The sequence below is a fragment of the Pseudomonas sp. NFPP07 genome, assembly GCF_900115645.1.
Taxonomy (GTDB): Bacteria; Pseudomonadota; Gammaproteobacteria; order Pseudomonadales; family Pseudomonadaceae; genus Aquipseudomonas; species Aquipseudomonas chlororaphis.
In genome coordinates, this window is sequence record NZ_FOXG01000002.1 from 273,292 (window position 1) to 286,905 (window position 13,614).

General features: G+C 63.6%; 16 protein-coding genes. All 16 read right to left on the bottom strand.

Translation table 11 applies throughout. The annotated features are described in order from the left end of the window. The 16 genes from BM019_RS06295 to BM019_RS06370 all read right to left on the bottom strand — a co-directional run bounded on the left by BM019_RS06295 (position 1) and on the right by BM019_RS06370 (position 13,606). Positions 1-1,239, bottom strand: coding sequence for a DNA circularization protein (locus BM019_RS06295; RefSeq protein WP_092417851.1), 1,239 nt, complete (start codon positions 1,237-1,239; stop codon positions 1-3). Beyond that, the gene (locus BM019_RS06300) at positions 1,226-3,178 is read right to left on the bottom strand and encodes a phage tail family protein (protein WP_092417852.1); all 1,953 of its coding nucleotides are present in this window, start codon (positions 3,176-3,178) and stop codon (positions 1,226-1,228) included. The genes BM019_RS06295 and BM019_RS06300 overlap by 14 nt, the downstream gene beginning before the upstream one ends. 130 nt (positions 3,179-3,308) lie before the next feature. Then, a complete protein-coding gene (locus tag BM019_RS06305; RefSeq protein ID WP_007923972.1) occupies positions 3,309-3,605 on the bottom strand; it encodes a phage tail assembly protein in 297 nt (98 codons plus the stop codon). Further along, positions 3,602-3,949: a phage tail tube protein gene (locus BM019_RS06310; RefSeq protein ID WP_007923973.1), complete on the bottom strand. Its 348-nt coding sequence runs from the start codon at positions 3,947-3,949 to the stop codon at positions 3,602-3,604. The genes BM019_RS06305 and BM019_RS06310 overlap by 4 nt, the downstream gene beginning before the upstream one ends. A gap of 66 nt (positions 3,950-4,015) precedes the next feature. Beyond that, a complete protein-coding gene (locus BM019_RS06315; RefSeq protein WP_092417853.1) occupies positions 4,016-5,512 on the bottom strand; it encodes a phage tail sheath subtilisin-like domain-containing protein in 1,497 nt (498 codons plus the stop codon). Next, positions 5,512-5,694 (bottom strand): DUF2635 domain-containing protein, encoded by a 183-nt coding sequence (locus tag BM019_RS06320; protein WP_007923975.1) that lies wholly within the window; start codon positions 5,692-5,694, stop codon positions 5,512-5,514. Before BM019_RS06320 ends, BM019_RS06315 begins: the two co-directional genes overlap by 1 nt. Continuing rightward, on the bottom strand, positions 5,691-6,275 hold the full coding sequence (locus tag BM019_RS06325) for a phage tail terminator protein (protein WP_092417854.1): 585 nt from the start codon (positions 6,273-6,275) through the stop codon (positions 5,691-5,693). Before BM019_RS06325 ends, BM019_RS06320 begins: the two co-directional genes overlap by 4 nt. 178 nt (positions 6,276-6,453) lie before the next feature. Beyond that, positions 6,454-7,473, bottom strand: coding sequence for a contractile injection system protein, VgrG/Pvc8 family (locus tag BM019_RS06330; RefSeq protein WP_092417855.1), 1,020 nt, complete (start codon positions 7,471-7,473; stop codon positions 6,454-6,456). A gap of 9 nt (positions 7,474-7,482) precedes the next feature. Next, a complete protein-coding gene (locus BM019_RS06335) occupies positions 7,483-7,695 on the bottom strand; it encodes a tail protein X (protein WP_062823515.1) in 213 nt (70 codons plus the stop codon). Continuing rightward, positions 7,688-8,071 (bottom strand): phage tail protein, encoded by a 384-nt coding sequence (locus BM019_RS06340; RefSeq protein ID WP_007923988.1) that lies wholly within the window; start codon positions 8,069-8,071, stop codon positions 7,688-7,690. Before BM019_RS06340 ends, BM019_RS06335 begins: the two co-directional genes overlap by 8 nt. After that, complete coding sequence (locus tag BM019_RS06345; RefSeq protein ID WP_092417856.1) at positions 8,071-10,341, bottom strand: phage tail tape measure protein; 2,271 nt, start codon at positions 10,339-10,341, stop codon at positions 8,071-8,073. Before BM019_RS06345 ends, BM019_RS06340 begins: the two co-directional genes overlap by 1 nt. 128 nt (positions 10,342-10,469) lie before the next feature. Beyond that, entirely contained in the window at positions 10,470-11,051 is a 582-nt protein-coding gene (locus BM019_RS06350; protein WP_092417857.1) for a phage tail assembly protein, read from the bottom strand. Positions 11,052-11,178: 127 nt separating this feature from the next. Further along, a complete protein-coding gene (locus BM019_RS06355; protein ID WP_092417858.1) occupies positions 11,179-11,685 on the bottom strand; it encodes a phage major tail tube protein in 507 nt (168 codons plus the stop codon). After that, the gene (locus BM019_RS06360; RefSeq protein ID WP_092417859.1) at positions 11,685-12,851 is read right to left on the bottom strand and encodes a phage tail sheath protein; all 1,167 of its coding nucleotides are present in this window, start codon (positions 12,849-12,851) and stop codon (positions 11,685-11,687) included. Before BM019_RS06360 ends, BM019_RS06355 begins: the two co-directional genes overlap by 1 nt. Before the next feature lie 2 nt (positions 12,852-12,853). Continuing rightward, entirely contained in the window at positions 12,854-13,075 is a 222-nt protein-coding gene (locus BM019_RS06365; protein ID WP_009042414.1) for a hypothetical protein, read from the bottom strand. A 99-nt stretch (positions 13,076-13,174) separates the two neighbouring features. Then, entirely contained in the window at positions 13,175-13,606 is a 432-nt protein-coding gene (locus BM019_RS06370) for a hypothetical protein (protein ID WP_092417860.1), read from the bottom strand. Positions 13,607-13,614: the final 8 nt, after the last annotated feature.

The window sequence follows — 13,614 nt, forward strand, 5'->3', positions numbered from 1 at the left end:
TCACTCCCCCGCCACTTTGACGTTGGTCGGCGGCAGGAAGCCGGGATGGGCCACGCCGTTGCGCTGCTGCACTTCGGCCGCCCGGGTGGCATCGCCAAACAGCCGATAGGCGAGCACCACCGTCGGCAGGCTCTGCATCGGGTTCTTGACCACCAGCCGCACGCCGGACGAGGCCACCGCGGTGAGGTGGCCGTAGACCAGCTGGCGCAGGCCGTTGAGCACCTCGTAATGCAGGGCGTCGGCTTTTTCCGCGGCCTGCCAGATCGCCTCGTTGATCGCGTTGCGCAGCGCCAGCACCTCGTCGGCCACCGGCACTTCCGCGCGGGTCACCGGCTGGATCGCCTGCTTGGCCAAGGACGGCGTGCCACTCAGCTTGACCGCCGGGGTTGCCACCGGCAGCGAGGCCACGGCCTGGGCAATCCGCACCAGCACGGCGTCCTGCACCAGGTCGGCCATGGCTTGCGCCGCGGCGGTGGTGTCCTTGCCGGTGGTGAGTTTCGGCGTGTCGATCTTCTTCACCGCCTCGACCTGCTGCGAGACATTGGCCAGCACGCCGCGGTAACCGTTGCGCGCATAGTCCTTGAGGTCCTTGATGTCCCCCAGCAAGCCCTTGAACTCGGCGCTCACTTCCTTGGGCAGGTCCTTGATCGCCCGCACCAGCAGGTTGAGATCGCGGTAGGTGTCGATCAGCGGCTTGAGCTCCTGCTCGATGGTCTGGTAGACCTCCTTGAGGCTGTTGCGCAGGTCGGCGATGCCGATGCGCGCGGCCTTGACCAGGGTCATGGCCTCCTCGAAGCGGCGCACCGCCGAGCCGATAAGGCTGTCGGCCGACACCAGCAACAGCTGGCGGGTGTTGACCGTGGCGCTGGGGAACTGCAACGGCTGGTCGGGGTAGAACTTCAGGGTGAAGGTCACCAGGCCGCCGTCCTGGCGGCTCTGGGTCATCTCGCATTCGCCGACCTTGACCTGCAGGCGCCCCAGCCACGGGTGCACCAGTTCACCGCTGCCCTCCTCCAGCGCCTTGAGCAGCTTGTCGCGCTGCTCCAGGCAATCGGCGCCGACGATGAACGCCGTCAGGTCGTGGGTCCGCGCCTGCCGCCCCAGGCTCTCGTAGAACGGCAGGTCACGCTGCGGGTACTCGTGCAATTGGCCCTTGTGGCCGACCGGGGTTTTCGCCTGGTCGACCCAGAACCCGACGCCACGAAACGACGCCGGCAACAAACGATCACGCCAGCTCATTGGAACCTCCTAGCGAAAGTGAGCGGTAGCCGACACGCGACGACAGCGCCACGCCGGGTTGGTTGATTTGCGGCGCGCTGGTACGCAGGCCCGCCGGGGCGTTTTCGAAGCTCACCGTCAGCCCGCCCTGCAATTGCGTGCGGTTGTTGGCCGCGCTCTGCTGCAACAGCGAGGTGGAGCTTTGCGGCAGGCCGGCGGAAAGCGCCGAAGAACCCGGCGCCGGCTGGCCACCACCGAAGAACGCCGGCGCCAGCGCGCCTTTGCCTTCGGCATTGGTTTGCCGCTGCGCCTCGGTGAGGTTTTCCACCTTGCCGGTGACGCGGGCGACGAAACCGGCGAAACCACCGTCGAACAGTTCCCTGATCGGTGCGATCACCGCCTGCAGCCGTTGCCACAGGCCACTGAACCACTCGGTGATCGGCTCCCAGTTCTTGATGATCTGCCCCAGGGGCGACCACTCGAACATACCGCGCATGAATTCGATGGCCGGCGCCGCCAGGGCTTTCAACACCTCCCAGAGGGCCGCGAACACATCGCTGATGGGCTGCCAGTTGGCGATGATCTGCCCCACGGGCGACCACTCGAACAGGGTGACAAAAAAGTCCTTGATGACCTGCGCCGCGCTTTTCAGGGTTGCCCAGATGGCGTCGAAGTAGGTGCCGATCGTGCCCCAGTTATTGATCACCATCCCCAGTGGCGAGGTGTCGAACAACATGACGAAGAAGTCCTTCACCTGTTGCGCCGGACCTTGCAGGCCGGCCCAGAGCGAAGCGAAGTAAGCGCTGATCGCGCCCCAGTTGTTGATCACCATCCCCAGCGGAGAGCTGTCGAACAGCCCGATGAAGAAGGCCTTGACCCGCTGCGCCGGACCTTGCAGGCCGGCCCAGAGCGAGGCGAAGTAAGCGCTGATCGCGCCCCAGTTGTTGATCACCATCCCCAGCGGTGTCCAGGCGAACAGGCCTTTGAGGAAGTCCATCGCCGGAACGGACAGCGCCTTGAGCAACTCCCACAACGCGGAAAACAGGCCGCTCAGCGGCGTCCAGTTTTCAATCACCAGCCCCAGCGGCGTCCAGGAAAACACCTGCTTGAAGAAGTCGACCACGGACGCGGCCATCGTCTTGAGCTGTTCCCAGAGGCCGGCAAAAAAGCCGGTGATCGCTCCCCAATTAGCGATCACCATCCCCAGCGGGGTCCAGCCGAAGACAATTTTCAACCCCGCCATCAGTTGCACGGCGGCGTCCTTGATGCTTGCCCAGAGGGTGACAAAAAACGCCGACAGCGGCTCCCAGTTGGCCACGATCAGGCCCGCCGCTACCGCGATCCCCAGGGCGATCAGGCCGATGGGCGAGGCCAGCAGGCCGCTGCTGAACAGGGTCACCGCGGACGAGGCCAGGGTCATGGCGCCGCGGATCGCGGTGAAGGCCAAGGCGCCGGCGGCGAGGCCCTGGACCAGCTGCGGGTTGCTTTCAATGACCTTGGCCACAAAGCCCAGCAGCGGTTGCACGGCGGTCACTACCGAGTTGACCGCCGGCAGCAGCGCGCTGCCGAACTTTTGCGAGATGTCGTCGACGCTGTCGCTGAACGCCTTCAAGTTAGTGCCCGTCTCGCCCAGCACATCCTTGGGCGGTTCGATGCCCTGCGCCACCAGCTTGGCCCGCGCCGCCTGGTTCTCGAATTCGATGGCGGAGTTGACCCCCGCCACGAAAGGCGCGGCCAGGCCACCGCCCTTGATCAGGCCGGAAAAATCCAGCCCGCCCAGGCCGCTGTCTTCGATGCTTTTCTTGAAGCGGCTGACTTTCGAACGCACCTCGCCCAGCTCGGCGTCCAGTTTCTGCATGCCTTGCATGACCACCAGCATGTTCACCGTGGTCTGCACGTTGGTCACGCTCAGGCGCTGTTTGATGCTCGTCTGATTCAAGCTTTGATTGATGTTCACCATCACTGCACCTGCTGCATCGCATTGATCCGTTGCGCGTGCTCCAGGGACTCCCGGAGCACATCCAGTGGCCTGGCCATCATCTGTTCGGGGTCAACCTTCCAGAACCAGGCCAGGTCATAGGCAACCGCGATCAGGTCGCTGATGGCTCCGATGCCGCACTCATGAAAAAACTCGCGACCGCCCAGCTCAGGGCGTTGAGATCAGCCAGGTCGAGCTGGTTGACCGAGGACGGAGGGATGCCGGCACAGACCGCGATGTACTTGGCCGCGACGTCCATGTCGAGGCTGACTTCTTCGCTCTTGTCGATCTTGTACGGCAGCGCCTTGATCGCCCGCACCTCCTGCACCGTCGGGCGGCGCAGGGTCAGTTCGGTCAGCGGTTCGCCGTGGGCTTCGATGGCCACACGCAGCTTTACGCTATCGCTCATTGCCAGGTCCCCTTGATGCCTTCGAACTTCAGTTCGATGCTCGCGTCGTCGCCTTTGGAAACCGGCTCTTCCACCAGGTAGGCGCCGGCCAGGACGTAGACCTTGCCGTTGCTGAATTCGCAGGTGACGGTCATGTCGGAACCGGCCACCAGCTGCTTGAGCGGGAAGTCCGGGGTGTGCAGCGCCGTGACCTTGAAGGACGGGGCAATATCGGTTTCCTTGTAGAAACCCGGCACGATGGTTTCCCGTTTCACGGACATCAGCGGCGCTTCGCAGCCGCCGTTGATGGTCAGTTGAGCGCCGTCCACTTTGACGTAGCAGGTGCCCGCAATCAGTTGACCCATGGTGTTTCTCCCAAAAAATGAGCCCGCACCAGGCGGGCTGGAAAAGCGCAGTGAAAGAGGCTCGGCTTAGGCCGCCGCGTCGTACTGCAGACGGAATTGGTTGAGCAGCGCGAACACACGCAGGCCGTTGATGTAGTCCGGCGGGAACAGCACGTTGACCCGGCTCGGGTCCTGGCTGTCGCGCTCGACGATCAGGTGCTCGGCGAACAGCTCGGCGTTCTCCACGTGGCCTTCCAGTTCGAGCTTGGCGTACTGGGCGATCAGCTCGCCGCGAATGGTGCTCGGGGTGACGATCGGCTGGCCGGCACCGAAGCGGGTACCGTCGGCGGCCAGTTTGTGGCGCCCGTACTTGCTGGTGATCACGCTTTGCAGGCGGCGCACGATAAAGGCCGACTGGTGCATGGTTTCGCTGTCCAGGTAGGAGTTATCGGCCTGGCCGTAGGCGTTCTTCTGGTAGGTGGTGATCGAACGCTGGATGCGCACATAGCCGCCTTCGTAGTAGGCGGTGGCGATGCCGTAGCTGAGCAGCGATTGACGCTCGGTCAGGGTGAAACGCTCGCTGGCCGGCGCCGGATCGACGCCCGGCAGGCTGCCGCTCTGGGTCGGACGGCTGGCATCGGCGGAGATGAACACCGAGGTGCGCGCGGCCAGTGCGGCGGCCTGCACCCAGAACGGCTGCGGTACGCCCGGCTCCAGGGCCTGGATGGTGATGTGCTGGTCATTGCGTGCTTGCCCTGCCGCCACCAGGGTGCCGACGGTGCCGCGCTTGGCGCTGTAGACGTGACCGAACAGTTGCTTGGCCCAGGACCAGCGACCGGTGCTGTCGTCCATGACGGCTTGCCAGGCGTTGAGGGTCGCAGTGTCGGTCCACGGCATGCAGATGAACTCGAAAGGTTCATCGCCCAGGGCCGCCAGTGCGGCAACCTGATCCGGCACGCCGGCGCCACCAGCCATTTTGCCGACCGTCACGCTCAAGCCAGCCGGGGTTTCTTCGCCATTGCTCTTGCCCAGGCGGTTGAGCTGCAGGCTGATGTCGTTTGCGCTGTCACCAGTCCATTTGGCGGTCAGGGTCAGGGTGCCTTCGACCGCCTCGGCGCTCACTGGCAGGTCGGCGGCGGCATTGATTTTCAGCGCCAGCGCGCTGGCGGCCTGAGCCGCGGTGGCGGCATTGACAATGGCGGCCTGAACCCGCACACCACCGACATACAGGTTGAGCACGCCGCTGGCGCTGGCGGTGCCGGTGAACTTCATCTCGGCCTTGGCCACGCTGCCTTCGACGTTGTGCAGCGGCAGGCACCAGATTTCACCAATCGGATCGGTCTTGCGCCAGGTCTCGTACATGGAGGCGAGCATCGAGCCCTGACCGCCGATGCTCTTGGCCAGCGCGACGCTGGACACCAGCACCAGCTTGCCGGTTTCGGCCGGCGCGACGTTGTCGTTGACCTGGGCCACGATCAGTCGGCGCATCGCCGAAGACGCGCTATTGGCCGCCGAATTGTCCATCTCGGCGTAGAACAGCGGCACACGAATGTCCGCCGGAATATTGCTGAATCCGATCGCCATTATTTGGCTCCTTGTGGTTTGGCCGCCTTCGCGGCCTTGAGGGTGATATCGCCATCGGCCAGACGCCGGCGCCACCAGGCGTTGTCGTCGACTTCACGGCCTTCCAGCGGCAGCAGGTCGCCGGCTTCGGGGTCCGGCACGGCGCGGCCCGCGGCCGGCAGCACAGTGATGCGTTTGCTCATTGCGTTACGTCTCCAGAGAAAGTCAGTTCCAGGCGCCCGTCGGGCCCCGGGTGTTGCAGGTTGGGGTCCGCCGGATCGATGGCATCGACCCGCACCGTGACCCCGGTAAAGGACGGCAGGCCGTCCAGTTCACGCTCGCGCCAGGTTTCCGCCGGCTGGCTGGCCAGGTTGCGTCCCAGTTGGAACTCAGCGAAAAAGCGCAGCTGATAGAACAACCGCGTGGCGCTGAGCGAAACCAGCTCGCCGCCGTCGTATTCGATCGGGTTGTAGTCCGCGCCCGGCTTGAACCCCACCAGCGCCCGCCACAACTCGGCCCGCAGGTTTTCGAGTTGCTCCAGGGCCTGCCGGCCGTCGCTGGCGTCCAGCACCAGGGTGATCACCAAGCGGTCGCGGATGGCCTGGCGGGTAACGTTCTGCCCGGTGCTCGGGCTGGCCAGATCGGCGATCGGCATCACATGGGCACTGGGGGTGGGCAACGCGGTATTGCTTTGCAGCAGCGCGAGATCGACGCCGACGGCCACCTGATTGGCCAGGCCGGGGCAGTGATCGCGCAGTTGCGTGAGGATCGGAGTGATCTTCATGAAGAAGCTCCAGAATCGAATGAGATAAGAAAACCTGGGGGCTACCCGGCAGCCCTTGGCGGATGCACAAAGGGCGAACGCTCCCCTCCCCCACATACGCTTGAGCTTTATCAGGGGCTGACAGAGGAGAAGGTTGCGGACGGCCAGAGAGATCAGGCCGCCGTTGAGCCGGGCAAACTCAGTCCGGCTGGGGCTCCAGGCATTTGGCCGAGAGGGTGCAGCGATAGCCCTGGGTGCGGGAGCCGCTGGAGGTCACCTTCTTGATCGACCAGCGTCCCCGCATGAAGCCGGGCCAGGTGTCGTCGAGCAGGACCAGCCCCTCGGCCGACAACGCCGGGTTGCCAGGGCATTCGATCTGGATATTGCGCGCCTCACGCTCCTGCCTGCGCATCTCGCTGACGGCCGCGGCCAGGGCTTCCTGCTCGCTGGCCCGACGCTGGCCCAACTTGTTGAAGGGTGCGGTACCGACCTGCACCACTCGCTCCTTGGCGGCGGCGCTGTCCCACCAGGTGCTTTGGCAACCCTGGAATTTCGAGCGGCTTTCCTCATCGACCTTGGCCGAGATGAAGGCCGAATCCCCCGGGCGGTTATCCCGGGTCACCGACAAGCGCACATCCGGCAGCGTTTGTCCCGACAGGGACTTGACCTGACCGCTGCGAGCCAGCACATACAGGCCGTTCACCGGTTTGGTCACCGCGCCGTACTCCCTGGCCAGGCGCGTCAGAAAACTCATGTCGGTTTCGTTGGACTGATCGACATGAGCGATCTGTACCCCATCGAGCTCCGGCGCTACCCGCGGCGAAAACCCGTGGCGGGTGACCAGTTGACGAAACAGCGCGCCGAGGGTGATCGGCCCGTAGCTGGCGGATCGGCGACGCCTGAAACCCGTCTCGTCGCTCTCCTTGAACGGCGCGGCGGTGGCCACCAGCACCAGGCGCATGGGGTACAGGAAGGGTGTGCGCCGGGCAATGATGAACTGCCCCTTGTCCACCATGCCCGACTCCAGGTAACCGACCCGCAAGCCGATGCGGCCGCCCAGGCTGGGCAACCCGTCGAGCCCTTCGGTATCGAGGGTCAGGGTCAGTTGATCGGATTCGATTCCGGCCGCGTCGATGTGCTGCCATTGCACCAGACGCTCATTGAGCAGCGCCGCATTGGCGCCGTAGATCTCTACCGACGGCGTAAATCCAAGTGCCATGTCGCCTCCTTAATCCCAGGCCGATACCGGCGTAGCGAGTACCGGCCGGGTCTCCAGCTCGGGTAGTTTCACCCAGAGCCCCGCTGGCAGCACCGGCCCATGCTCGGCCAGCCCTGGGTTGAGACGCCAGAGTGCTTCCTCGGCGGCATCATCGCTGCGACCAAGCTCGCGGTAGAGCAACAGGTTCACCGAATCGCCGGCAATGCTTCTGACCTTACGCATTGATGAACTCCGTCAGTTCTATGACCCAGTCGTTGACCATCGCCGTGCCGTCATCGATCACGTAGCTTTGGCTCTCGGACACACTGTCGATTCGCCACAGGCCCCAGTTGCGGCCGATGCCATCGACCAGCGGCAGCGGCACCCGCAACGCCTGCAAGGCACGCAATTCATCGAGCCGCGTCATGGCGATCGCACGCATGGATTTGCCACTGATTGTCAGCCCTTGCAGGCCCTGACCGGTCTGGCTGGATTTAGGCTTGCTGGTGAGAATTTCCAGGCTCACCCAACCACCACCCGACTTGCGCACCAGGGAGCTGTAAGCGAACCCTCGCGACTGGCCGAAAATAAAACTGCCCAGCACCATTTGCTGTCGCATCAAACACCTCCATCGCTCAGGGCGGCACCGCGTCTTACCGCGAGTGGATCGGTCATCATCAAGGGTATGAACTGCGCCCTGAGCTGTTGCAGCACGAGGTCGGCAATATGCTGAGAGCTGGCTTGATCGGGCCCGCTGATCTGAATGACCGGGGCGAAGGTGATCGGCGGGCTGACTGCCTGACCGGCACCCGCCGGGTTCGCCGGCTGGCCGCCCACCAGGTCGTTCTTGACCTGCTCTGGCGAGCTGAGGCGATCGACCAGGGCGCCGAGTTTATCGCCCAGGCTGGCGCCGTAGTCACCGCCATAATAGCCGCCGAACAGTCCACCGACGGCCGCACCGAGAGCCGTTCCGATGATGGGCACGACACTGCCGATCGCCCCGCCGAGGGCAGCCCCTGCGGAAGCCCCCGCCCAGCCGCCACCGGCGGTTCCCAGGCCAGAAGCGAGCATCTGGGTATCGCCGGTCACTAGGCCTTCGGCGACATCCACCGCGGCGCCGAGGTACTTCGCCGGCCCTGGAGCCCTGCGGCTCAAGGAACGAACCGAGGCCTGCGACCCGGACAGACCGAAAGCAAAGGACGAACCTGCACCTGGAACAGCGGCCGTGGCGTTCAGCGCTTTCTGGGCAACCTTTTTAGCGGCCCTCTTTGCGGCCTTGCCTTTGGAACGTTGTTCCTGGGGAACATCTATGCTCGGACCGCTCGGGGAACTCGGAGCACTGGGACCGCCCGAAGAACCTGGAGCGCCGGGCTGGCGAGCGCCTGCACCGTCAAGGATGCGTTTGGCGCCGCGGTTGAACACCTCGTCCACCACCGCCTTGGCCTGCTTGCCGATCAATGGCGCCAGCGCCGCGCCGAGCAGCACGATGGCGGCTGTGACCTTGGGAAAGGTTTCGGCCAGTTCGCTGAGGCCATCCACCAACTCGCCAAGAGGAGTAAGCGTACTGTCGACTACCGGTGCCAACGCGTTGCCCGCGGCAGTGGACAGTCGCTCGGTGCGTGCCTCGAAGGTGTCCCAAGTGGTTTTCTGGGTCTTTGACTGCGCCAGCGCCGACTCCCGTGCCGAGCCGTGGTAATTCGACTCCGAGGGGACATCTGGATCCGAGCCGGCTACCCGGGAGAAGGTTTGCTTAACGTCATCGAGATTCTGTGCCAGACGCAGCACCGCCTGATCGCCCTCGGCAAACAATGCCGTGGCCAGCGACGAACGCTTCTCGGTGGGCTGCCTGTTCAGAGCCTGCAGCACCGATGCCACAGTTCCCCCGGCATCCTCGCGCAAGCCCCCGGCCACTTTCGCCGGGTCCAGTCCCAGCGCCTTCCAGGCCGCTTGCTGAGTCGCCGTTGCCTGATCGCCCTTACCCAGGGTCGTGGCGATATTCTTGAGCGCCCCGCCGGCATCGGCCTTAGGCGTATCGCTGTTGAGCAATGCCGCCGTGAGCGCCGCGGCCTGCACCGGCGCCAGGCCAACCGAGGTCGCCGCACCACCATGACGCTGGAGGATGGCCCCGATATCAGCCGCCTCGGCGTCACCGGGGGCTTTACCCAGGTGATTGGTCGCATCCGCCAGATCCATGGCCTGGCCGGCGTTGAGCTTCATCGATGTGCGCCAGCCGGCCATCATCTCCCCGGCATCCGTGCCCGATATCTTGAATGCCGTCGCGGTGATTGCGGCAGCATCGGCAAAGGCCAGCAACGCTTTTTGCCTGGCTTCGCCCGAGCCTTGATCGCTGCCGATCCCCGCCTTGGCGGCCGTGTATTCGATCCTTACCAGATCGACCGCCTTGGTTCCCCCGGCGGCAATCTGTGGAAGCGCAGCCATCCGCTGGTTTTCCACGGCCATTGTTTCGCGATCGCGCCCCTGGAAATCGACCAGGCGCCCCAGGTCGGCCATCGCCGAGTCCATGCTGATCGCAGGCTTGAGCAGGTCCGGCGGCTCGATGCCGCCGCCTGCCTTGCCCGTACTTTTTTGCTGGCCTGCCTCGCCCTTGGCGCCGCCAGCCTGGGTAGCCGTAATCGCCTGCCGCAGACGTTGCGACGACAGCGTCAGGTTCAGGGCGTCGAGGCTAGTCACCAGCAACCCGATATCGGCGCTGAGGGTATCCAGTGCCCGGTCAAGACCGGGTAGCCGATCCTTGGGCTGGGCTGCCAATCCACCCGACGGCGCGATGCTCGCGACGGGCGTGTTCAGGTCGACCGACCTGATGTCACCGAACGTCAACCAGCCTTCCTTGACGGCGGTGTACTTGAGCGAAAACTTATCGTCCGCCATCCCGCTCTACTCCTGTTTCACGCCAAGGCGAGTGATCGCGATGTCGTAGCGGCGCAATGCCTTGCCGGCGTCCCACTCCAGGATTTCCGCTTCACTCACCGAGTAAATGAGCGGCACCACATCGAGTATCACTTCGATGTCGCGCTCCGAAAGAAGGCCGCCGGTTTGTTTAAAAAATCGTCGATGCGTACCTGCAGCTGGGTCCAGTCGGGCACCGTCAGCTGGGCAAGATCGGGAATCATCAGGCCGGTGCAGTGGGCGGTGATGAACTCGGCGCGTTCCTTGGCCGTCTTGAGTTTTTTCATCGCTTTGGTCGCCCGCAGCGCCGGCATTTCCAGGGTCAGCGAGGTCACGTCCTGGCCTGCCACGGCCAGCGGCAACAGCAGTTGCACCTGATCCGGGTTGTCCTCGTTGATCTCGCCCTCGGCCTGTTTGAGGAAGTGGGCGGTCGGACGGGTCGACATCTCGTGAACGTACTGCGCAATGCTCACGTAATCCGGTCGCTTGAGCTGATCCAGCTCTTTCACCGACAGGCCGGTGGCCAGCTTGGCCAGCTCGAAGAACTGATCGTCCTCATCGTCGCCAGCGCGGGCCAGCGCTTCTTTCTGCGCGGCGTAGAACAATGGCTTGAGCTGAATCTGCGCGATCTGCGACTGGTCGTCGGCGGTGATCGGGCACAGCAGGACATGGATCGGAGGCGTCCAGGACATGAATGAATTCCTATGTAAAAGGTAGGAGCGAGCGGACTCGCGACAGGAGATGAACAGCGCTTGCGATGCGGGCTGTCAGGCCGTCATCACGAGCCGGCTCGCGCCTACAGAGGGGAAGTGTCGCGGGTTACGGCATCAACACAGCGCGGCGCGCATCACCGAGGATGTCGACGCCGTTGAGCATGAACTTCTGGGTACGCACGTCGATGTCGATCACCGGCACGCCGTTTTCCAGGCGGTTGTAGGTACGGCAGCTGAGTTCCAGATTGGTCTTGGGCTTTTCACCCATTTTCAGCATCGTCTCTTCCAGGGATTTCAACTTGCCGCCGACCGTGTGGTAGGTGAAGTAAGTATTGCCGTCCTGGTCCTGGCCGGCTTCACGCACATTCAACAGAACGTCGTCGCCCACGCTCACGCCGAGGGCGAGCATGATTTCCGGGCCTACGCCCTGGAGGGTCAGCTTGGCGTTGAGCACCTTGCCGCCCTTGGCCATTTCTTCGCCGATAAAGCGCCCGCCGCGCATCTCTTCCATGTCGAACTCGATCTTCGGCGGGGTGAACTCTTCCACGGTCGCCGACAACGGCAGGCCTTGCAGGGTGGCCGCAATGGCCTGTCTTACGCGGTTGGTAAACATTAGAGAACATCCTCCAGGAACTGCTCGATGATTTCATCGCGGGCGTTGAGCTGATACACCATGTGTTCGTTCGGCGCGTAGCGGCCGTAGTCGATGACCACGTACCAGGTACCGTTCTTGTACTTCTCGACGCTGTTCAGCTCGGGGTGCAGGTACACGCTGCCGCCCGGGATGGTTTCGTCGGCGACCAGGGTCTGCAGCCAGTCGTTGATGCGCTTGACCTCCTGGTCCATGAAGGACTTGGTCAGGTTCTTGGCCATGGCTTTCTGCCCGGCCTTGACCAGCTTGCGGCTGATGGCGTCTTCCAGGCCGACATAGCTGATGAATTTGCCGGTGATGGAGCGGTTACCCAGCAGCGAGAAGCCGCCGAGCACGGTGCGGGCGTAGTAGCTGACGCCATAGCGGTTGAGCAGGTCGCCCTCGGTCGAGGTGTCGAGGATGTTGTATTCCACGGTGCGCGAGACGTCTTCGGCGAAGGTCACCTGGTTGCCCGGGCTCTCCCACTGCTTGACCTTGGCCAGCGCGGCGATAGCCAGGCTCGACGGCGCCAGGAACACGTTCTTCTTCGCCGCCTTGGAGTACACGGCCGGCATGTTGTGCACCACCAGGCAACGGTCGAAACCCAGGTCCGCGCCGCCCAGTTCCTTGCTGTAAGTCACCTGGTCGGCGACCGAGGCGTCCTTGCCGTCGAGCACCACACGGGCCTTGATGCGCTTGCCGAAGGCAGCGAACTCACCGGCCACCGCCTTGGTGCCGGTAAAGCCCGGCGCGCCGATAATGGTCAGGTCTTCCGGGACACTGCCCAGGGCAGCCAGGCCGAGCTTGCGGCCGGTGGTGGCATCGACGCCGCCAATCACGTTGTTGACGGTGTCGGCCGGGGTCGCGCCCTCTTCGACGATCACCACATAGACCGGGACCTTGACCACTTTGAGGATCTGGTACACCGCCTGGAACAGGGTGCCCGACTCAGCGCCGGTCGGATCCAGCAGGGCCTGGCTGGTGAAGCTGTTGATGCGGAACGGCGCATTGCGCGGAATCAGCGGGTCAGCCTTCGGCGCGGTGCCGACCAGACCGATGACGTTGTCACCCAGGCCACCCATGGCCTCGGGGGATTCGGTGGCATTGACGGTAATGCCGTTGTGCTCGAAGTTCAGGACCTCAGCCATGGTTATTCAGCCTTCTTGGCAGCGGCTTTCTTGGCCGCGGTGGATGGAGTGGCCGGTTCGGCCGGTTGGCGCGCCGCGAGGACGCTGGTCAGTTCCAGGCGACCGGCGGCACGCAAGGCACTGGCCTCGACGTCGAGCAGATCGAGCTGTTGGTCGACCTTCGACCAGTGGCCGCCACCGGTGGGGAACGGCACGAGGACGGTGTAGGTTTGGCGGTTAGCCATTTCAGTCTCTCCAGATACGAAAAAGCCCCAGGTGAATGAGGCTGTTGAGTGTTGTGTATTGCTTTGCGGACAAGAAAACGCCCCGTCGGTGCGGGGCGTTTATTGGAGTTGTTCAGCCAGCCAATCGGGCGCAGAGGGGCGGTGATCGATCAACGGAAAGTCACCCGACTCGGGCCAATCGCGAAGAGCACGACGGAATGACTGCAATTGTATGTATTGCTCCATTGAGAGGGTCGTTTGCCCCCCCTCCTCTTGCTCGTCACGGTGACGAATAACCGCCGCGTCCGTTAGCAAAAGCCTCTGAGAACGCCAGAAGCGTTCAAGTGCTGCCGAGCGCTCGATAAGATCGACCTCAGGTGCTGGCAAAACCACAACACGGCCATCCTTGACAGAAAGTAAATCGCCTGGCTGACGAGCCATGGCCGCGGTGAAATCTTCTTCAAAAACATCAATAACATCGTCTGGAATATCATCTTTCCGATAACCAAAGTCGTCAGGATAAAACTGTCCATTAGTTGGGCTAAATTTCATGTCAATAA